At 57.6% G+C, this 19,808-nt stretch carries 22 protein-coding genes; 11 read left to right on the top strand and 11 right to left on the bottom strand.

The genetic code is table 11. The features are described 5' to 3' along the window. Positions 1–245: 245 nt before the first annotated feature. The gene (locus ACVWXE_RS08980; RefSeq protein WP_457395907.1) at positions 246–368 is read left to right on the top strand and encodes a hypothetical protein; all 123 of its coding nucleotides are present in this window, start codon (positions 246–248) and stop codon (positions 366–368) included. After that, on the top strand, positions 355–522 hold the full coding sequence (locus ACVWXE_RS08975) for a hypothetical protein (protein WP_457395908.1): 168 nt from the start codon (positions 355–357) through the stop codon (positions 520–522). The genes ACVWXE_RS08980 and ACVWXE_RS08975 overlap by 14 nt, the downstream gene beginning before the upstream one ends. A 51-nt stretch (positions 523–573) precedes the next feature. On the opposite strand, the gene trpD is transcribed toward ACVWXE_RS08975, so the two are convergent. Next, positions 574–1,605 carry an anthranilate phosphoribosyltransferase gene (trpD, locus tag ACVWXE_RS08970; protein WP_414329730.1) on the bottom strand — a complete coding sequence of 344 codons (1,032 nt, stop codon included), beginning with the start codon at positions 1,603–1,605 and terminating at the stop codon, positions 574–576. 183 nt (positions 1,606–1,788) lie between these two features. Here trpD and trmFO point away from each other — a divergent pair, with 183 nt between their 5' ends. Further along, positions 1,789–3,168, top strand: coding sequence for an FADH(2)-oxidizing methylenetetrahydrofolate--tRNA-(uracil(54)-C(5))-methyltransferase TrmFO (gene trmFO, locus ACVWXE_RS08965; RefSeq protein ID WP_414412725.1), 1,380 nt, complete (start codon positions 1,789–1,791; stop codon positions 3,166–3,168). A gap of 239 nt (positions 3,169–3,407) precedes the next feature. Here trmFO and ACVWXE_RS08960 read toward each other — a convergent pair whose 3' ends face one another. Further along, the gene (locus ACVWXE_RS08960) at positions 3,408–4,424 is read right to left on the bottom strand and encodes a phosphotransferase enzyme family protein (RefSeq protein WP_187147247.1); all 1,017 of its coding nucleotides are present in this window, start codon (positions 4,422–4,424) and stop codon (positions 3,408–3,410) included. 359 nt (positions 4,425–4,783) lie between these two features. Here ACVWXE_RS08960 and remA point away from each other — a divergent pair, with 359 nt between their 5' ends. From remA to ACVWXE_RS08930, 6 genes are all read left to right on the top strand, one after another. Beyond that, complete coding sequence (gene remA, locus ACVWXE_RS08955) at positions 4,784–5,053, top strand: extracellular matrix/biofilm regulator RemA (RefSeq protein ID WP_414330335.1); 270 nt, start codon at positions 4,784–4,786, stop codon at positions 5,051–5,053. Positions 5,054–5,153: 100 nt separating this feature from the next. Beyond that, positions 5,154–5,801 (top strand): guanylate kinase, encoded by a 648-nt coding sequence (gene gmk, locus ACVWXE_RS08950; protein WP_369791759.1) that lies wholly within the window; start codon positions 5,154–5,156, stop codon positions 5,799–5,801. Positions 5,802–6,011: 210 nt separating this feature from the next. Continuing rightward, entirely contained in the window at positions 6,012–6,536 is a 525-nt protein-coding gene (locus tag ACVWXE_RS08945) for a hypothetical protein (RefSeq protein WP_457490122.1), read from the top strand. 62 nt (positions 6,537–6,598) lie between these two features. Then, positions 6,599–7,057 carry an adenosylmethionine decarboxylase gene (gene speD, locus ACVWXE_RS08940; RefSeq protein WP_414328672.1) on the top strand — a complete coding sequence of 153 codons (459 nt, stop codon included), beginning with the start codon at positions 6,599–6,601 and terminating at the stop codon, positions 7,055–7,057. A 119-nt stretch (positions 7,058–7,176) separates the two neighbouring features. Beyond that, complete coding sequence (locus ACVWXE_RS08935; RefSeq protein WP_414342992.1) at positions 7,177–8,115, top strand: fused MFS/spermidine synthase; 939 nt, start codon at positions 7,177–7,179, stop codon at positions 8,113–8,115. A gap of 92 nt (positions 8,116–8,207) precedes the next feature. After that, entirely contained in the window at positions 8,208–9,359 is a 1,152-nt protein-coding gene (locus tag ACVWXE_RS08930; RefSeq protein WP_457490121.1) for an NAD-dependent epimerase/dehydratase family protein, read from the top strand. On the opposite strand, the gene ACVWXE_RS08925 is transcribed toward ACVWXE_RS08930, so the two are convergent. The 9 genes from ACVWXE_RS08925 to ACVWXE_RS08885 all read right to left on the bottom strand — a co-directional run bounded on the left by ACVWXE_RS08925 (position 9,356) and on the right by ACVWXE_RS08885 (position 18,322). Then, positions 9,356–10,267 carry a histone deacetylase family protein gene (locus ACVWXE_RS08925; RefSeq protein WP_457490120.1) on the bottom strand — a complete coding sequence of 304 codons (912 nt, stop codon included), beginning with the start codon at positions 10,265–10,267 and terminating at the stop codon, positions 9,356–9,358. The genes ACVWXE_RS08930 and ACVWXE_RS08925 overlap by 4 nt on opposite strands. 57 nt (positions 10,268–10,324) lie before the next feature. Then, complete coding sequence (locus tag ACVWXE_RS08920; RefSeq protein WP_011431733.1) at positions 10,325–10,645, bottom strand: hypothetical protein; 321 nt, start codon at positions 10,643–10,645, stop codon at positions 10,325–10,327. A 596-nt stretch (positions 10,646–11,241) separates the two neighbouring features. Next, a complete protein-coding gene (gene rsfS, locus ACVWXE_RS08915; protein WP_011431734.1) occupies positions 11,242–11,613 on the bottom strand; it encodes a ribosome silencing factor in 372 nt (123 codons plus the stop codon). A gap of 42 nt (positions 11,614–11,655) precedes the next feature. Next, on the bottom strand, positions 11,656–12,261 hold the full coding sequence (gene yqeK / locus ACVWXE_RS08910) for a bis(5'-nucleosyl)-tetraphosphatase (symmetrical) YqeK (protein WP_414389772.1): 606 nt from the start codon (positions 12,259–12,261) through the stop codon (positions 11,656–11,658). Then, positions 12,254–14,065 carry a translation elongation factor 4 gene (gene lepA / locus ACVWXE_RS08905; RefSeq protein WP_414382983.1) on the bottom strand — a complete coding sequence of 604 codons (1,812 nt, stop codon included), beginning with the start codon at positions 14,063–14,065 and terminating at the stop codon, positions 12,254–12,256. The genes yqeK and lepA overlap by 8 nt, the downstream gene beginning before the upstream one ends. Before the next feature lie 329 nt (positions 14,066–14,394). Next, the gene (locus ACVWXE_RS08900; RefSeq protein ID WP_457490119.1) at positions 14,395–14,922 is read right to left on the bottom strand and encodes a LabA-like NYN domain-containing protein; all 528 of its coding nucleotides are present in this window, start codon (positions 14,920–14,922) and stop codon (positions 14,395–14,397) included. 150 nt (positions 14,923–15,072) lie between these two features. Beyond that, complete coding sequence (glyQ, locus tag ACVWXE_RS08895; protein ID WP_414328660.1) at positions 15,073–16,059, bottom strand: glycine--tRNA ligase subunit alpha; 987 nt, start codon at positions 16,057–16,059, stop codon at positions 15,073–15,075. 52 nt (positions 16,060–16,111) lie between these two features. Next, on the bottom strand, positions 16,112–16,876 hold the full coding sequence (locus ACVWXE_RS08890) for a proteasome-type protease (protein WP_011431739.1): 765 nt from the start codon (positions 16,874–16,876) through the stop codon (positions 16,112–16,114). A gap of 36 nt (positions 16,877–16,912) precedes the next feature. Then, positions 16,913–18,322 (bottom strand): DUF697 domain-containing protein, encoded by a 1,410-nt coding sequence (locus ACVWXE_RS08885; RefSeq protein WP_457490126.1) that lies wholly within the window; start codon positions 18,320–18,322, stop codon positions 16,913–16,915. Between the two features lie 534 nt (positions 18,323–18,856). Between ACVWXE_RS08885 and ACVWXE_RS08880 the strand changes: the two genes are divergently transcribed. Beyond that, complete coding sequence (locus ACVWXE_RS08880) at positions 18,857–19,141, top strand: DUF427 domain-containing protein (RefSeq protein ID WP_414328853.1); 285 nt, start codon at positions 18,857–18,859, stop codon at positions 19,139–19,141. A gap of 58 nt (positions 19,142–19,199) precedes the next feature. Then, on the top strand, positions 19,200–19,784 hold the full coding sequence (locus ACVWXE_RS08875) for a TolB family protein (protein ID WP_414407272.1): 585 nt from the start codon (positions 19,200–19,202) through the stop codon (positions 19,782–19,784). Positions 19,785–19,808 lie beyond the last annotated feature (24 nt).

The following is a 19,808-nucleotide window of genomic DNA, read 5'->3' as shown; positions in this document are numbered from 1 at the left end:
AAGCGATCGCATCCTGCCTACCTCTGTTCGCGTCAGCGGGACGGAGTCCAAACAGGAAGGCGGTATCCCGCAAAGCCCTGAGGAATACCCCCCGAGCGCTTTCCCCCTTCACTTCCCGGCAACCGTTGCGGTGGACTCAAGGATCAGGGGGAAACTTGGTCTACTATATCCCTCTCAATGACTTTTGCCAAACCGCCTAAAGCTCAGTAAATTCAGCAAAGTTCAGGGTTTTGGGGGTTAGAGGCATGCTCCACAATCCCACCTTGGCGCGGGATGAAGCGATTCGCTCTGGGGCGATGGCTGCCATGGCGCTGATGATCGCGGCTCAGGCCAAGGGTTTGGTGAGCGGGCCCGATGATCGGCTTTGATCCGGAAGGGGTAAAGCGGGAGTTCGGCATTGCCGACCGCTACGTGCCGGTGATGCTGCTGGCGGTTGGATATGCGGCAGCGGGTAACCTGCCGCGCAAGCCTCGCTTGGGGGTGGATGAAGTTCTGGCCTTTGGGCGAGGGCGGGAGTTTTAGCCCTAGGCTCAGGTGGGATCCCTGTCGCCCTCTCCTGGACTCCTACCGGCATCAAGCCTTGAGAAAATGAACCAGCTGTTGCAAGCGATCCCAAGCGGCACCCCTGGCGAGAATCTCGCGAGCTTGGGCGATCCCGGCTCTCCAATCGGGGGCCACTCCGGCCACCTGCAGGGCCAAAGCAGCATTCAAGGCCACCACATCCTGCTGGGCAGGCGTCCCGGATCCCTGGAGAACTTGGGTGAGGATGGCGGCATTTTCCGCCACATCCCCCCCCTTGAGAGCTTGGGTGGGTGCCAGGGTCAGCTCGTAATCTGCAGGGTTCAAGACTTCCGTCCGTACCAGCCCACCGGACAGGATGCCCAGATCGGTGGGTTGATCCAGACCGGCCTCGTCGAGACCTTCGCGGCTGTGCAACACAATGGCCCCTTCCCGTCCCAACAGGCGCAGGGCCTCTGCCATTACCGGCACCAGCTCCTGGGCGTAAACCCCGATCACCTGGCGGTTGGGATAGAGGGGGTTGACCAAGGGCCCCAACAGGTTGAAAATGGTGCGAACCTTGAGGGCCCGCCGATAGGGGATCACCGCCCGCATGGCCGGGTGCCACTGGGGAGCAAACAAAAAGGTGATGCCCACTTCCGCCACAGCCGCCCGCACCCGCTCTGGCTCAGCCCCCAAGTTCACCCCCAGGGCCTCCAGCACATCCGCCGAGCCGACCTTGCCAGAGGCGGAACGGTTGCCATGTTTAACCACCGGGATCCCGGCTGCACTGACCACAAAGGCCACCGCCGTGGAAATGTTAAAAGTGCCGGCCCCATCGCCGCCGGTGCCACAGGTATCCACCAGGAGAGGCAAGTCCAGCGGGGATCCCAGCGAAGCCCGCTGTAGCACTCGTGCCATGCCGGCCAGTTCACCAGCGCTCACACCCTTGGCTTGCAGGGCCGCCAGAATCGCCCCCGACACCACATCTGGCACTTGGTTCTGGAGCCAACCGTTCATCAACTGTTCAGCTTGGGCTTCGCTGAGAGATTGCCGATCCAGCAACTGCCCCAAAAGCTGTGGCCAAAGGTCAGCCGTTTCCGTCATGGGTCGGGATCCTGGGTGTCAGCGGGTACTCATAGTAGCGTATCTAGTAGCGTATCCCGCCTCTGGGTCACTTGCCTCGTGCAGGTCGGGCCATGCTGATGGTTGGTATAGTGGGTTTGACCTGAACCGCTTCCGGCCCTAGCAGGGTGCGTTCTATTCTTCTCTTCCCTCCCGGAGGTTGTGATGAACCCTCCAACTAACCCAAGGGCTTGCAGCCAGCTTGCACGAGCGGGAGCCTTTGCCCCCATCCATGTTGTGGGCGGGGGGTTGGCGGGGACAGAAGCTGCTTGGCAAATTGCCCAGGCAGGGTTGCCTGTCATCCTTTCGGAGATGCGCCCCGTGCGTCAGAGCCCGGCCCATCACACCGATCAGTTGGGGGAGCTGGTGTGCAGCAACTCCTTTGGGGCTGCAGCCAGCGATCGGGCGGCAGGGCTACTCAAGGAAGAACTGCGACAACTGGGATCCCTGGTGATCGCGACGGCGGATTGCCATGCAGTGCCGGCAGGAGGGGCATTGGCAGTGGATCGGGCCCGCTTCAGCCAGGCTCTCACGGAAGCCATTCAAAACCATCCCCGCATCACCCTGCGTCGGGAGGAGGTGACGGAGATCCCGGAGGGCATTGCCGTCCTCTGTACCGGCCCTCTGACCAGCGATCCCCTGGCCAAGGCACTGCAAGCCTTTACGGGCCTGGAGTACCTGAGCTTTTTTGATGCGTCTAGCCCCATTGTTACCGGGGATTCGTTGAACCGAGCGGTGGTGTTTCAGGCTTCCCGCTACGACAAGGGGGAAGCAGCCTATCTCAACTGCCCCATGACGGAAGCGGAGTACGAACGGTTTTGGCGGGCGCTGGTGGAGGCGGAGCAGGCGCCCCTCAAGGATTTTGAACGAGAGGAGCGCAAGTTTTTCGAGGGCTGCTTGCCGATTGAAGAAATGGCGCGCCGTGGCAAAGACACCCTCTGTTTCGGCCCCTTGAAGCCGGTGGGGCTGGTGGATCCGCGCACGGGATCCCGTCCTTACGCGGTGGTGCAGTTGCGGCAAGAGGACAAAGCAGGGCAGCTGTGGAACTTGGTGGGCTTTCAAACCAACTTGAAATGGGGAGAACAGCAGCGGGTCTTTCGCCTCATCCCCGGCCTGGAACAGGCGGAGTTTGTCCGCTTTGGGGTGATGCACCGCAATACATTTTTGAATTCGCCCCAGCTTCTGTGGCCGACCTTGCAATTTCGTCGCCGACCCACGCTGTTTGCCGCCGGCCAGTTGGTGGGCACCGAGGGCTATGCCTGCGCGGTGGCAGGGGGATGGTTGGCCGGACAGAACGCCGCCCGCCTGGCTCTGGGGTTGCCCTTGATCACGCTGCCCCCCGAAACAATGATGGGATCCCTGTTTCAGTTCATCAGCAGCGCCGATCCCAGGCACTTTCAGCCGATGCCGGCCAATTTTGGGCTGTTGCCGGATTTGGAGGGGCGCAAGCTTCGCAACAAGCAGGAGCGCTATGGCCGTTACCGGGATCGGGCTTTGGCTGCTCTGAAAACGACTGGGTTGGTGCGCCAAGTGCAAACCGCCTAGGGGAGCTTGGAGCGTGTTCCCGACCATTGCGATCCAAGTCAAAGTCGAGATTGAGCGTTATCGTCATTTGAAACTAGATTGAGACACTTCCTAGGCGTTTCGCGACCGCCCCCAGCCCCTCTCCCTCTGGGGGAGGAGAGTCGGGAAGCAATGCCACAGAAATATTTAGAAATGTTTCATTCCTATGCCGCGGTAGCAGATCCCAAAACGAGCTGTCAAAAGCTGGGCAAACCTGTTGGCTACCTTCCCTCTTTCCGCTGCTCACAAGACAAAAGGGCGCGCATGGACTCCAACAGTTGGGGTGCCCTCTGGGTTAGGTCTTGATAGAGGCAAATTTGCTGTTGGCAGCGGGCCAGGTTATGGGCTTTGCGGCTGGGGTAGCGCTGGGGATCCCAATTCCAGTAAGCGTCTTCAAACCAATCCTGCAAAAAGCGCATCCCCAATTCCAGGGTAATCAGTTGGATCCCTTGGAGAAGGAGTTCCGGTTGTAGGGCGTGCAAGTTCCCGGTTTGGGCATAGCCCCGCAACCCGGCCAGGATCGCCTCTGGCTGAAGGGTATTTCCTCGTTTGCCCCAGGAGCGCAGGGCATCCCCCAATTCAACATAGAGATTGTGATACATAAAGGTGTCCAGATCCACCAGGCCCACAAATCGCCCCTGCTCATCGAACAAAAAGTTGTTGAACTTGAGATCGGCGTGGATGATTTGAGTTGGGATCCCCGAGGGCAGCAGAAGATTGGGCACAGTTTCGATTAAAAACTGCCATTCTGCCTGCACTTCTGGGGCCGGCTCATACTGGCGTAGCTGTTGCCAAAGGTGAGCCGTATCGTGAAAATGCGGGATCTGGAAGCGAAAACGATAGTCCATCTGGGCCAAGAGTCGATGCAGGCGTCCAACGGCTGCCCCCGCCTCTTCCAGATAGCCCCAATTGGGAGGAGTTGGGTGACAGGATCCCGGCAGACAATCCATGACCCGCCACAGCCCTTCTGCCCAGGACAAGTGCAGGGATCCATCGCGAGCGCGGCGGAATTGGGGGACGGGGAAGCCGTGTTGTCTCAACCATTGGCCGATGGCTTGACCATCTTCAGTGACAGCAGGATCAAATCGGGGATGAAGGCGCTGGACGATGAAGGATCCCTCAGAGGTGTTGAGTTTCCAAGTTTGGTGAATGAGGCCCACTCGGATGGCTTCGGGTGGCTCTGGATCCCCCAGTTGAAAGTGCTGGACAAGGGGATCCAGCCAAGTCAGGTCAAGCATAGGCAAGGAAGAAATCTATTCAAGCTTGGGGTGCTGGGTCGATCTTTTCGTTTTCAGAGCTGCCTCAAACTGCTTACCACAGCGGCGGCCTTTGAGGCTTACAGTTCAAGTTCTATTGAAGTGGCTTCATGTTGACGATTTTACCGTCCTCGATAAACAGGGCAAGTTGTTTGGGAGGGTGCAGCTTGTTATGCAACCACAGCCTTTTTGCGGCTCACCCGAACGGGACTTGTCGCCAGAACTCACTGCCCAATTGGCCGAGAACTCAGGTGTCGTTGTGGCAAACCCGCGAAAGAGCCCCATTTGCTACCTTAATGAAGGTTGCTGGCCGGACAACCGTTAGGTTCCCTCATCACCCCATGGATACCCGCCTAATCAACATTGGCTTTGGCAACATCGTCGCCGCTGGGCGTGTGGTCGCCATTGTCAGTCCCGAGTCAGCTCCCATCAAACGCATCATCAGCGATGCCCGCGAGAGGGGCCAGTTGGTGGATGCCACCTATGGTCGTCGTACCCGCGCTGTCATTATCACCGATTCCGGGCACGTCATCCTCTCCGCCATCCAACCCGAAACCGTTGCCAACCGCTTCCTGACGGCCAAGCCCGGTTTGCCAGACGAAACCGAGTGAAAGCCCATCGCTGTGAGCCGTTTGAGAAACCAGAAGTGAGATATCCTAAAACCAACCCAAACAAGTCAATTGCCCAGCCGTCTTGCGTCGGTCTCTGTCTATGCCAACCTCTCCTACCCCGGTTTCCTCTGAGTGTACGCAGCAGCAGGGATCCCTTCCGGCTCCTACCCCGCGCGGTCGCTTGGTGGTTTTGACAGGGCCCAGCGGAGTGGGTAAGGGTACGCTGGTCAACCAGTTGCGCCAGCGCCACCCCGAGCTGTATCTCTCGGTTTCGGTCACCACCCGCCCCCCCCGCCCCAGCGAACAGGAAGGCGTCAACTACTACTTTCGCAGTCGGGAGGAATTTCTCAACTTGATTGAAGCCAACGAGCTGTTGGAATGGGCACAGTATGCGGGCAACTTTTACGGCACTCCCCGCGAGATCGTGTTCCAAAAACTCAATCAGGGTCAGGATGTGCTGCTGGAAATTGAGCTGGCGGGGGCCCGTCAGGTGAGGCAACAGTACCCAGATGCCATTCGCATCTTTCTCTGTCCCCCTTCTCTGGAAGAGCTGGAACGTCGCATCCGCGAGCGCGGACAAGACTCAGAGGCCAGCATCGAGCGCCGCCTGGAACAGGCCCGCAAGGAATTGGATGCCCAAGACGAATTTGACTACGTGATTGTCAACGACAACCTGGAGCAAGCGCTGCAGGAGCTGGAAGCCCTGCTCTATCCCCCCTCTCCCTCTTCAAAGGAGCAGCAGCCCTAGCTTCTCCAGCCCCTTCCCGGAACGCTGTTGTCGGTGGTGCAGTGGCTCCAGATTGGGCCTAGGGTTAACTTTCGGTTAAGAAAAAAGCTGCTGGGGAGGGTAGTTTGGCTTTACCAAAAAACTGGGTCTGAAGCCCCGCCCTAAGGCCTACGGCCCGCTGACGCGACCAGGGCGGCTTTTATCTTGCTAGACCTTTGATAAAGTAGGCTCATGCGCGTCCTCGAAGCCAAGCTCCTCAACGGCACAGCCCAGCAGTACCAAGCCCTGTATGAGGCCATTCGGACTGCCCAGTTCGTGTGCAACAAGTGCCTGCGCCACTGGATGGATCATCAGGGGGTGAACAGGGCCACGTTGTACTCCCTCTGCAAGGACTTGGCCAGAGAGTTCCCCTTCGCCCAGAAGCTGAACTCCTCTGCCCGACAAGCCAGTGCGGAGCGGGCCTGGTTTGCCATCTCCAACTTCTACCGCCGCTGCAAGGAGAAGGCAGCCCGGAAGGGCTATCCCAAGTTCCAGAAACATTGCCGCTCCGTGGAGTACAAGATCTCCGGCTGGAAGCTGGCAGCAGATGGGATGTCCCTCACCTTCACGGATGGCTTCCAGGCAGGCACCTTTGCTTTGTATTGCAACGACAAGGCGCGGCGGGACATCCTCACCCTGAAAATCAATCGGGTGCGGGTAGTGCGGAGAGCCGATGGCTACTACGCCCAGTTCTGCCTGATTGTGAGACAATGGTAAAGCTGCGCTTTCTGTGCAGCCTCTGGTTCTAATCAGTTCTATCTGGCCAATTAGGGGATAGTATGCTGCACACACTATCTGGCCAATTAGGGGATAGGTCTCCAGCTCTGATCGGGATCCACTGTATCCTGGAGCTTTACGACTGCCCGGCCAAACTTTTGGATGATGCCTCCCTGGTGCAACAGGCTTTGCGGGAGGCAGCGAGACGCTCCAACTCCACCTTTTTGGGAGAGCTGTGCCATCCATTTGAGCCACAGGGGATTACAGCCCTCGCTCTTTTGGGGGAATCCCACATCTCCATTCACACCTGGCCCGAAGCGGGCTATGCGGCGGTGGATGTGTTCACCTGTGGTCGCCACACCCGACCGGAAGCGGCCTGTGAATATCTGATCGACGTGTTTCAAGCGCGACGATATTCCCTGCGCAAGGTGCCCCGCCGCACCGCGCAACCGACACTCCTGGAAGAGGCCCCAGACTCGGCTGAGGTGCTCACCTGTGAAGCGACCCGACGAAGGCGCTGAGATCTTCGCCAATCGCAGCTTTTTCCAAACTGTCATGGGGGCCATCTGTAGGCTGGGTGGGATCCGATTCACCCCAGAGGTCAGTCTATGTTGCTGGAAAAAGCTGTAGCGAGGTGCTTATGAGCAGCCCGAGAAGTTTCTTCTGGGTTCAGGAGTACTTTACCCCTTGGGACTACACCGCCCGTGCCGTCACGCGCATCTTGGCCTACCGAAAAACCCCTTTCCAGGAGATGCTGATCGCCGAGACGGGGGCCTTCGGCAAGGGTCTGATGCTGGATGGGCATTGGCAATCCACTACCGTGGATGAGTTTCTGTACCACGAGGCTTTGGTTCATCCGGCTATGGTGCAGGTCGTGCAAGCGGGCGGGATCCCCCGGCGGGTACTGGTGTTGGGGGGGGCAGAAGGGGCAACGCTGCGGGAGGTGCTGCGTTGGCGCTCGGTGGAGCAGGTGGTGATGGTGGATATCGATGGGGAGGTGGTGGCCGCCTGTCGAGAGCACCTGCCGGAAATGCACCAGGGATCCTTTGAAGATCCGCGGGTGGAGGTGGTGATTGCCGATGCCTTGGATTTTCTCCAGGAAACAGGCCCCATTTGGGATGTGATCCTTTCCGATCTTTCCGATCCCATTGAGTCCGGCCCTGCCTACCGCCTCTTCACCCAGGAGTTTTTCCGCCAGATTCGCTCCAAGTTGCAGCCCGATGGGGCTTTCACCATCCAAGCCGGGCCGACGGGGCCGGTTGAGCTTCATCAACACACCCGCATTGTTCGCACCCTGAAAACGGTGTTTGCCGCCGTGCAGCCCTACGCCATCTATGCCCCCACCTACGGTGGCCCACTGGGTTTTGCCCTGGCAGCTCAGGATCCCATCCCCTCCAGGCCAGAACCGGAGCAGATCGACCAGATTCTGAGCCAACAGTTGGATCCCGAGCGAGGGGCACTGCAATTCATCGATGGCATCACCCTTCTGGGCCTCTACCAAGTCCCAGCTCACCTGCGCCGTGCCATTGCCGCCGAGACCACGGTTTATACCCTGGACAACCCGCCTCGCATTGAATGAGGAGCCATGCAGCGCTCAAAGGGATCCCAGGAGAGTTTGTCTTTGGTGCCATAACTTGGTAGATTCGTGAGCAGCCGAATTTTGCTTCCCTGATGAAAGTCCTGGTTATTGGTGGTGACGGATACTGTGGCTGGGCGACAGCCCTGCACCTATCCAACAGGGGTTATGAGGTGGCCATTCTCGATTCCTACGTCCGCCGCCTCTGGGATCTGCAACTGGGGGTTTCTACCCTGACCCCAATTGCCCAGCTAGAGCAACGGGTGGATTGCTGGAAGGGGCTAACCGGCAAGGACATTCCCATCTTTGTCTGCGACGTTACCAACTACGAAGCCCTGATCTCCTGCATGCGCCGCTTCCCGCCGGAGGCCATTGTTCACTTTGGCGAGCAGCGCTCTGCCCCTTACTCGATGATCAGCCGCGAGCATGCGGTGATGACCCAGGTGAACAACGTGGTGGGCACCTTGAACATCCTCTACGCCATCAAGGAGGAATTTCCCGATTGCCACCTGGTGAAGCTGGGCACCATGGGCGAGTACGGCACCCCCAACATCGACATCGAGGAGGGGTACATCACCATCGAGCACAATGGCCGCAAGGATACCCTGCCCTACCCCAAGCAGCCGGGATCCATGTATCACCTCTCCAAAGTACACGACAGCCACAACATCCACTTCGCCTGCCGCGTCTGGGGCCTGCGGGCCACCGACCTCAACCAAGGGGTGGTATACGGCGTGCTCACAGAAGAAACCGGCATGGACGAGGTGCTGATCAACCGTCTCGATTACGATGGCGTATTCGGCACAGCTCTGAACCGCTTCTGCATTCAAGCGGCCGTGGGCCATCCGCTGACAGTGTATGGCAAGGGCGGCCAGACCCGCGGTTTCCTGGATATCCGCGACACGGTGCGCTGCGTGGAGCTGGCCATTGCTCACCCTGCCGAGCCGGGCCAATTCCGGGTGATGAACCAGTTCACAGAGCAATTTAGTGTTGAGCAACTGGCGTTGCTGGTGCAAAAGGCGGGAGCCACCATGGGCCTGAAGGTGGAAATCAACCACCTGGAGAACCCCCGCGTCGAGCTGGAAGAGCACTACTACAACGCCAAAAACACCAAGCTCCTAGACCTGGGCCTCCAGCCCCACTATCTGTCCGATTCCCTCTTGGATTCGCTGCTCAACTTTGCTCTCAAGTACAAGGATCGGGTGGATGTGCGGCAGATTTTACCCAAGGTGAAGTGGAAAGGTTAACTCTCCAGGCAAGCTTGGGCCAGGCTCAGCCAGCCGCGCGCCAGGTTGTCCAGGTTATAGCCGCCTTCCAAGCCGAAGAGGGTTTTGCGGGTCACCTGCTCCAGGCAGAGGCGGGCCATGCGGCCAAAGTCTTCCGGCTCTATCCGCATACCGGCCAAGGGATCCCCTTTGGCACAGTCGAAGCCGGCGCTCACCAGCAGCAAATCCGGCTGGAACGCTTGCAAGAACGGCAAGATCTTCTCGTCGAGGGCCTTTTTGTAGGCCAACCAATCCGAGCCGGCAGGCAAAGGCACGTTGCAGAGGTTGCCGTGGATCCCGGTTTCCTGGGCCAATCCCGTGCCGGGATAGAGGGGAAACTGGTGGATAGAGGCATAAGCCAGTTGGGGATAGCGCTCCACCACCGCCTGCGTGCCGTTGCCGTGGTGCACATCCCAATCGAAAATCGCCACCCGCTTTACCCCCGGCTGATCCAGCGCCCACAGCGCCGCAATGGCCGCGTTGCTGAAGAGGCAAAATCCCATTGCCCGTTCCGGCTCCGCGTGATGCCCAGGCGGACGACACAGCACTAAAGCCGGCTGAGCGGTGGCCAAAACCGAAGCAGAGCCGGCAATCCAAGCTCCCACAGCCAGGCGCGCTGCCTCAAAACTTCTCCCCGAGAGAGCAGTGTCGGCATCAATGTGTCCCCCACCTGCTGCTGCCAACTCAGCCACCTGTTGAATGTGCCGACGCGAGTGTACTCGCTCCAGCTCTGCCAGCTCCGCCAAGGGGGGATCCCGCCATTCCAACTGGTTGGCAAAAGGGGCACCACGCAGCGCCTTAACAATGGACTGCAAGCGAGCCGGACGCTCGGGGTGAAATGGCCCAGTATCGTGGCTGAGGAAAATATCGGAATAGTAAACAGGCAACATGGGCAGAGGCAACAAGCTAAGGCAACGCCTTTGCAGTGTAGCTTAAGCCCGCCCCCTCTATCCGTAGAAGACCTCTGACATGGATCCCGCATAGGGGTCAAGGCCAAAAGAGGCTTGTTGGAGTTTTTGATTGACCACATCCCGCACTACCGACCGCAGCAATTCCAGCTCAGAGGAATTGAGTTGATCGCGGCTGGGACACTCATCGGCAGCCAGCCACATGTAGATGGCGGGGACCCGGTTTAGGATCTGCTGCATCATCGCTTCCCGCTCCCTAGCGTCATAAAACACCTGTTGATGGGGGTGCTCAGTGGAGAGGATAGTTTCCAGTTCTCCCAATGCCAGGTACTCGACGATATTAACCAACATCTTTTCCATGATGAATGTCCCTCCTAAAAATCCCTGTCGCTCTTAAAAACAGACATTAAACAAAAAACGCTGCTTCCCCATCTTCCTCCGCTGCTTTTGGCACCGGATTTTGCCTACAAGCCGACCATTTAAGCCGGTTGCAGTTAAGTCTGCCGTCGGGAAGAAGTTGCGGTTTCGTTCGTAAGATCCTCTTGTGCAGCCAATCCTTGCCTCCTCTATTCGCCTCGTTTGCCTTTCCACTTGCCGCTGAAAGCAGCCAATAGGAGCCATCAGCAGCTGGAAAATCTTTTTGCTGGTATTCAGTACCAACGAAGAATTATCAGCGTTCAAGAGAAACAAGGTAGAGCGTTTAACAAAGACTATAGAAACTCGACTGCAAAAGGCAGGAAGATCTTACTCAGCTATTTGTCATTCACTACCCTAACACGTGACTGTGTAAGAAATTGCGGGAATATTAAGAAACTTACATATTTCTTGACAATTGACTAAAACTTCTGTCTGTCAAGGACGCCCTGGAAGGCAGTTAAAGAGTTGTAAAGAGCAACTCTTCCCTTGGCTCCAAGACCTGAAGAACTGCCAAATCCAGGGATCCAAAACAAATAGATTTAGCCTGCTATGGGCAGATCGACTCGCTGAGCCTGGATCCAGAAAGACTCTAGGTCATAGTAGTCCCTTTCCTGTTGCATAATCACATGGACAATGAGATCGGCATAGTCGATCAGTATCCAAGAGGCCGATTCCTGCCCTTCGATGCGGCGCGGAGTTTGTTTCCACTCGTCCCAAACCTTTTCCTCAATTGCTCGGGCAATGGCGCGGACTTGCGTAAGCGAGTATCCGCTGACCAGAAGAAAGTAATCTGCCAAAGTGGAGACTTGGGATACATCCAGCAGAACGATATCGCCACCTTTTTTCTCTTCTGCCGCGCGAGCTGCACTCAGCGCCATGCAATAGATGGGATCCCCAGCAGGGGCAGGCATGAGATGTAGCAACTAAAACCCTCCTGAAACGACTGAGTTAACCTAGGACACCGCTTTTTCTAAAGGATGTAACAAAAAATGATTCCGAGTCATGAGTGTGCGCGGATGAACCACCTGATTCCGGTCTAGCAAAAATTTTAGGCTCAAGTCACATACTCCCACTACGGTTTTAGACAAATCTACAAAAGCCATCTGCCGCAACCGCTCCAATTCTGGGCTGTTGCCCCGATTCGGCTCCAGGGCATCGGCCACGAAAACCACGCAACTGAGCGGATCCATGCCGGGCTGCCCTAGCGTGTGGTTGGCAATGGCCGCCAAAATCTCCGGATCCTGTACCTGAAACTGCTCCCGCGCCACCAGGGATCCCACCTCAGCGTGCAGGATGTGAGGTTCGGCCCGCTCAATTTCATCCAGCTCCCGTTCCTGAGCCACCCTTTGCAACAGTTGCTCCGGCGGGAAAGCCTTGGCCAAGTCGTGCATCAGCCCTGCCCAGGCAGCTTTCTGCTCATCCAGCCCGTAGTGGGCCGCCAGCTGTCGGGCCATCCCCTCTACCCCCAAGATATGGCGGAGGCGAGGAGGAGACACCCGCTCCTGTAGCCAGGCCAACACCTCTTCCCGCCCCAGTTGAGTGCCCATCGCCCTAGTCATTCTGCAGCTTCAGCACGGCCATAAACGCTTCTTGGGGCACATCCACCGTTCCCACCGCCTTCATGCGTTTTTTCCCCTCTTTTTGTTTTTCCAAAAGCTTGCGCTTGCGGGTCACGTCTCCTCCGTAGCATTTGGCCAAGACGTTTTTGCGCAGGGCCGGTATGGTTTCACGAGCAATCACTTTAGAGCCAATCGCCGCCTGAATGGGCACTTCAAATTGATGGCGCGGGATCAGCTCCCGCAACTTGGCCACTAGAGAACGGCCTACATAAAAAGCTTTGTCCCGATGCACAATCGTGGATAGAGAATCCACCACATCGCCGTTGATCAAAATGTCCAAACGTACCAAATCATCGGCGCGGTAGCCAATCATTTGGTAGTCCATGCTGGCATAACCACGAGTGCGTGATTTCAATTGGTCGAAAAAGTCGGTGACCACTTCCGCCAGGGGCAGCTCATACACCAGCGTAGTCCGACCCTGCGCCAGATATTTCATGTCTTTAAAAGTGCCGCGTTTGGTCTCACACAGCTCCATCACGGTACCGACAAATTCCTCAGGAAGAATCACCTCTACCCTGACAATCGGCTCCTCAATGCTGGTGCGCTCGTTGGGGGGAGGCAGCTTGCTGGGATTGTCCACCCGAATCACAGAGCCGTTGTTGAGGGTAACTTGGTACACCACCGTCGGAGCTGTGATCACCAGATCGAGATTGTACTCCCGCTCTAGGCGTTCCTGCACCACCTCCATGTGCAGCAGGCCCAGAAAACCACAGCGGAAGCCGAAGCCCATGGCGCTGGAAATTTCTGGCTCAAAGTACAGGGCAGCATCGTTGAGCTTGAGCTTTTCCAGAGCCTCTTTGAGTTCGGCGTACTGATCGGAGCTGCTGGGGAACAGGCCACAAAACACCATCGGCTTGGCTTCTTTGTAGCCGGGCAGGGGCTCAGGAGCTTTGCGATTCACCAGGGTGATGGTGTCCCCAACCCGGGCGTGTTCCACGCTCTTGATGGCGGCGGCCATGTAGCCCACCTCGCCCGCATGTAGGGCATCAACCGGCTCTTGGTTGGGACGCATCACCCCCAGCTCGGTAATCTCGTATTCTCGGCCAGAGGCCATAAAGCAAATCTTGTCCCCCGTCTTCACCTCCCCATCCATGATGCGCACATAGACGATCACGCCGCGATAGGCGTCGTAGTAGCTATCGAAAATCAAGGCCCGCAAGGGATCCGCCACCGTATCCCGTGGGGGGGGCACCCGCTGCACAATGGCCTCCAGAATCTCTTGAATGCCAATACCCACCTTGGCAGAGGCGAGGATTGCCCCGCTGCAGTCGAGGCCGATTACCTGCTCAATCTCCGCAATCACCCGCTCCGGCTCGGCCCCCGGCAGGTCGATTTTGTTGATCACCGGAATAATTTCCAGGTTGTTCTCCAGGGCCAGGTAGACGTTGGCCAGGGTTTGGGCCTCCACCCCTTGAGAGGCATCCACCACCAGCAACGCCCCTTCACAGGCGGCCAGGGAGCGGGAGACTTCGTAGGTGAAGTCCACATGCCCTGGCGTGTCGATCAGGTTCAAAACATAGTCTTGGCCGTCTTGGGCACGGTAGTTCATGCGGGCCGCTTGCAGCTTGATGGTAATGCCCCGTTCCCGCTCCAGTTCCATGCTGTCCAGCAGTTGTGGCCTCATCTCGCGGGCTGAAACGGTGCCCGTTTCCTGCAGGAGGCGATCGGCGAGGGTGGATTTGCCGTGGTCGATGTGGGCGATGATGGAAAAGTTGCGAATACGGGAGACAGGAACGCCGGTCATAAAAACCTGATCAGGGCAAAGATTTTTTACAATGCTAGCCTGTCTGGCCCTCTGCCTAAGCCAAGGTTGCCCAGAAGTTAGCTGCTGAGGGGAGAAGATACAGCTCTTCTGTCGGGCACCGGAGCGTCCTCCGCATTGGCCGGGACTGCTTTTTTCCGGCAACGCCGACGATGCCCGGTACAACGGACGTGCCGCTTGTGTGGCAGGGATGGGATCCGTGAAGATGGAAAAAGCCAGAACGAACTTAGGCGGTGTTGTCGCCAGCTCGCCAGGAGGCTATGGGTCTGACCCGACGGCAGAGGAAGCAGTCCAGAACCCTGCCCAAAGCACTACTTGTCTAACTTCTCAATGTAGGGGCGAATGTCATTGAGGTCGATGTAGCGGTCGGTGGCGTTGCGCAGCTCGCGGGCGATCATCCCTTCGGTGGAGACAACTGTAATCAGCGTGTTTTTGGAACGCAACAGCTCGACGGCCCGCTCAAAATCTCCATCGCCGCTAAATAGAATGATCCTATCGTACTGGCCAACGGTGTTGAACATATCGATTACTATTTCGATATCCAGATTTGCTTTTTGGGAGTACCGACCGGAGTCTTCATCTCGATATTCTTTGAGGATCTTGGTGCGCACAGTGAAGCCCATGCTGATCAGAGCGTCTCGAAAGGCCCTCTGATCATGGGGATCCTTGATGCCGGTGTACCAAAAGGCGTTGACCAATTCAACATTCGGCTGTGATCTAACAAAATAATCCAGCACCCGGCGTGGGTCAAAAAACCAGCCATTTTTCTGTTGAGCATAAAACATATTATTGCCATCAATAAAGATGGAAACCCGAGTGACGGGATGACGGTAAAACATAAAGCTTTTCCGAAAAAAGTAAGGTGAACTGGTCAGAAAAAGAGGATGAAAACGAGGTCACTGACTTTCCACAAGAGCCATTTGGGCAGCCAGCACCTTGCTGACACCAATCTCTCATCATAGCCAAAGGTGGGATCCCTTTCTCAAGAATTAACTCTGGGGAGAGGCACCCCTGTAAACCAAAGCGGGTTCCGGTTGCCGCAGGGCATAGCTGGATCCCGGTCGATCCGCTTGGCTAACGTACAGCTCCGCCAATTGTCGAGCCAGGTTACGGATGCGCCCAATGTAGAGGGTGCGCTCGGCTACAGCAATGACACCACGAGCGTCGAGCAGGTTAAAGGTGTGGGAGCACTTGAGCACATAGTCGTAGGCGGGCAGGAGCAGAGACACGGCCAACCGATCCGGCAACACCTGTTTCTGCAGTTTCTGTTGGGTGGTTTCGATCAAACGCTTGGCCTCGGCTTCGTAGAGCCGGAACAATTCCAGTAGCATCTCCGGATCGGAATACTCGAAGTTGTAATAAGATTGCTCGACCTCATTTTGGAAATAGATTTGTCCATAGGTAATCCGTCCCAGAGAAGGATGCTCATTCCAGCAGAGATCGAAAACCGAATCCACCCCCTGCAGATACATGGCCAGGCGCTCTAGCCCATAGGTAATTTCTACAGAAACCGGGCGACAATCTTGTCCGCCCACCTGCTGAAAGTAGGTGAACTGGGTTACTTCCATGCCGTCCAGCCACACTTCCCAGCCCACGCCCCAAGCCCCCAAGGTGGGAGATTCCCAGTCATCTTCCACAAAGCGAACATCGTGTTCTGCCGGGTTCACGCCCAAAGCTTGCAGGCTATTTAGGTACACATCTTGAATGTCATCGGGGGAGGGCTTGATCAACACTTGGTATTGAAAATAGTGCTGCAGGCGATTGGGGTTTTGACCGTAGCGTCCATCGGTGGGGCGGCGACAGGGTTCGACATAGGCCACTCGCCAGGGATCCGGCCCCAAGGCGCGCAAAAACGTGTGGGGGCTCATGGTGCCGGCGCCTTTTTCCAGGTCGTAGGGTTGTAGGATCAAGCAGCCCTGCTCCCCCCAAAACTGTTGCAGGCGAAAGATCAAGTCTTGAAAGGTGTGGGCTGACATGGCAGGGGTTGGGCAGAGATGGATTAACCCCTATCCTACCAATCTCCCCCTCTCAGTCGAGCAGCTCTTCCCGATCAGCTGGATCCGAGTAGTCCCACTCGATGGGGGGCATTTGGTCGAAGGCTTGTTTGAGGGCGCTCTCCCACAGTTTGCGCATCTTGGCCAGGTAGGGATCCCCGGTGCGCAGGCGCAGACGGTGGGTGACCTTGAACTGATCCGCTTGCACCATCACCAAATCGATGGGGGGGCCGACGGAGATGTTGGATTTCATGGTGGAGTCGATGGAGAGGAGAGCGCATTTGGCCGCATCTGCTAGCGAGGTTTCGTAGGAGAGGGTGCGATCCAAGATTGGCTTGCCGTATTTGGTTTCCCCCACCTGCAAAAAAGGGGTTTCCGGGGTGGCCTGGATGCAGTTGCCCTGGCTGTAGATCAAAAAGAGGGCCGGCTCCTCGCCTCGGATCTGTCCCCCCAACAACAGGCTGCACTGGGCGTCGATGCCGTCTTTTTCCAGCCAGGGTCGGTCTTGCTCCTGGATGTAACGAATTTTGGATCCCAGGTAGCGGGCCACGTCGTAGAGATGGGGGAAGGTGTGGAGATTGGAACTTTCCTGTTGGCGCAGATCCCGCTGCACTTCGGTCAAAACGCCCTGGGTGATGGACAGGTTGCCGGAGGTGCAGATCAAGATCACCCGCTCTTCGGGCACGGAAAAATCGAACAGCTTTTGGTAGGTGGAGACGTAGTCCACCCCGGCGTTGGTGCGGGAATCTGCCGCCATCACCAAGCCAAAGCGGGTGATGATGCCAAGGCAGTAGGTCATGAGGACGACGCGGCTCGGCTTTTTGATTGTAGAGGGTCAGGGGAAAGCAAATCCGATTTTGTGGCGGATTTCCTCCCGCAGGCGGGCGGTGATCGAGGCTTCGTCCAAATCGGCCAAAATCTGGGCTATGGCGGCTTTGGGGCCCTCTGGCCCCCAACTGGCTCCCTGGGCCAGGTAGCGGCGGGCGGACTCGCCGATGGCATAGCAGGAAAACCCGGCCAACACCGCCTGCGTCAGGGCCACGGAACCGTAGGCTCCCAGAGAGAATCCCCCCAGCAAGGTTTTCAGGGATCCCAGGCCCAACAGCGCCACCCACTCGCCGGCGCCCAGGCTGAGCATGCTGAGGATGATCTTCTGCAGCAGTTGTGTGGCTCCTGCAGTGCTCATGGGCCAGCCGTACAGGCGGGCCAGGCGCAGGATCAGGGTGACATCGATGGCCAGCCCTCCCAAGGTATCGAGCAGGGTGATGGGGTTGAGGGCAACCGCCAGCGCTTTGGTGCGGGCGGCTGAGGCGATGAGGTCTTGGGCTTGCTGGGCACGGGTTTGCAGCTTGCGCTCAATTACCTGCTGGTTAACCCGATCGGCAAACAGGAGGGCATTCAAGGCCAGCAGCGAACGCCCCTCCCGATGCAGCACTTCCAGGATTTTCAGGCGCAGCTCATCCACCTGCGGGGATCCCACTTCCATCTGGGCAGCAAAGCTCCCATCCGGCCTTTGCACCAGGCGGGGTACGCGAGGGGAGGCCGCCACCATGACGATCTCGTTGGGAGAAAGGAGCTGCCGCACCCGTTCGTTGCGGATCTTGTCGTAGATGGCCTGGCGATCCGCCTCTGGGTACTGGTCGATCTTGTTGAACACCAGCAGCATAGGCTTGCCCGCCTCCCGCAGGGTGGCCAGAGCCTCAAACTCCACCCGCGTCAGATCCCCGCAGACGACAAACAGGATCAAATCCGCCCGCTGCGCCACTTCTCGGGCCAGCCGCGCCCGCTCTTCGCCGTCTACTTCATCGAGGCCGGGAGTGTCGATCAGCTCCAGACGGGATCCCTGCCAATGGGTGACCTGTACCGACTGCACCGAGGAAGGGGGGAGGCGGGATCCCTGCAGGGATGTGCCAGAGAAGGAGGACTGGGGGCGGGTTTCCCAGCTGATGTTCCAAGTTGCCGCTTGCTGGGTACGGGTGATGCCATGGGTGGGCCCCGTCTCAAAGACTGGCTCGCCCAGCAGGGCATTGAGCAGGGAAGACTTGCCTCGCCCCACCAGACCAAAGGCGGCGATGTGGATGACCTCGGTTTCCAGCTTGTCCAAGAGCGCTTGCAAGCTCTCCAACTCCCCTTCTAAGCCCGCGACCTCTTGGGGGCGCAGATCCAGTTGGGCCACCCACTGGCGCAGGCTGCGCTTGGCTTGTTGGTAGTTGAGGTCATCTTGTAGGGTGTTGCGGCGAGCCATAGCCGTAGCGCTCAATAGCGGTAGGAAGCAGCCCTTAAAAGACTGATACATTTACGCTGAACACTGCTGAACATCACTGTTCAACTATGCAGCGATAGCATTCTGTTTGTTTCCATTCGCGTTAGCGGGACGGAGTCCAAACAGAATGGCGGTATCCCGCAAAGCTTTGAGTAGAATACCCAAAGCGCAGTTTCCGTGTCGTCTTACTACCAATTTTCTGCTTTGCTTTGGCTACCATGTTGGCAGACTCGAAAGTAAACAGAAAGATCAACTGGTAGTAATCCGTACTGAACATATTATACATTATTTTCAGTATAGTTGAGCTTATTATTGACTAGAGTCATGCTCCACTTTGCTCTCGGGATCGGCAGGCTTCCCCACCGGACAGAGAGCTTCTCATCGGACAATACAAGGGACAATACAAGACGATCATAAGAGGAAGGGAAGAGTTAAGCTCAAAGCAAGGCGGCCTCAGCCGCAGGGATCCGCAACTCAAAAATCCGATATCCGAAACTTGGCAAGAGGAGGTTTTCCATGCCCAGGGCTATCTGGAATGGGGTAGTGGTGGCCGAGACAGACCGCTACGAAACCGTAGAAGGCAACATCTATTTTCCGCCGGAATCTCTGCGCCGGGAATACTTCCAGCCCAGCTCTACCCACACCACCTGCCCCTGGAAGGGGGAGGCCAGCTACTACACCCTCGTGGTCAACGGCCAGGAGAACAAAGATGCCGCCTGGTACTACCCGGATCCCAAACCCGCTGCCGCCAACATCCGCGGCTATGTGGCCTTCTGGAAGGGTGTCAAGGTGGAGCCCTAGCCGGAGCCGAGTTTGTCAACCGGGTATGATGGGAAGAGTGGGTTGGAGAGGCGATGCCATGCTGACCGATGGCCGGATCCTGTTTGGCGCGGCCCGGTGGGCGAGAAAGCTGGGCCTGGCCGGATTGAGCTTGGTGCTGTTGGGCTGCAGCCCCGCAGGTTTTCGCACCCCGCGTCCCAGCCTGACCAACAGTGGCCTCAACAGCATCTTCCCCGATGGGGAGCCTGCTTTCAACGGAGATGGCCGCTACCTGGTGTTTTCCTCGGCCCGCAGCGGCAGCCAGGATATTTTTCTCTACGACACGGTGGAACGTCGCTTGGTGGATCTGCCCGGCCTCAACTCCAGCGACGTGGCGGCCACCTCGCCCGACATCAGCGCCGATGGTCGCTACATCGTCTATGTCTCCAATGCTCTGGGCAAGTCTGAGATCTTCCTCTACGACCGGGAAACTCGCAGGATAGAAAACATCAGCAGCCGGGTGCCAGGAGATGTGCGCAACCCCACCATCAGCGGCGATGGCCGGTTTATCGCTTTTGAGAGCAACGGCCAAGGACAGTGGCACATCGAGATTTTCGACCGGGGGCCGGCGGCCAGCACGCGTCCAACCTCACCTTCTTCCCCCACTTCTGGCGACAATCCCTGAGGGGATCCTCAAGCTAGGATAGAC

It is taken from the genome of Thermostichus sp. MS-CIW-41 (genome assembly GCF_054058915.1).
Note: the sequence above shows the minus strand (reverse complement) of the source record. Positions and strands in the feature narration are given on the sequence as shown.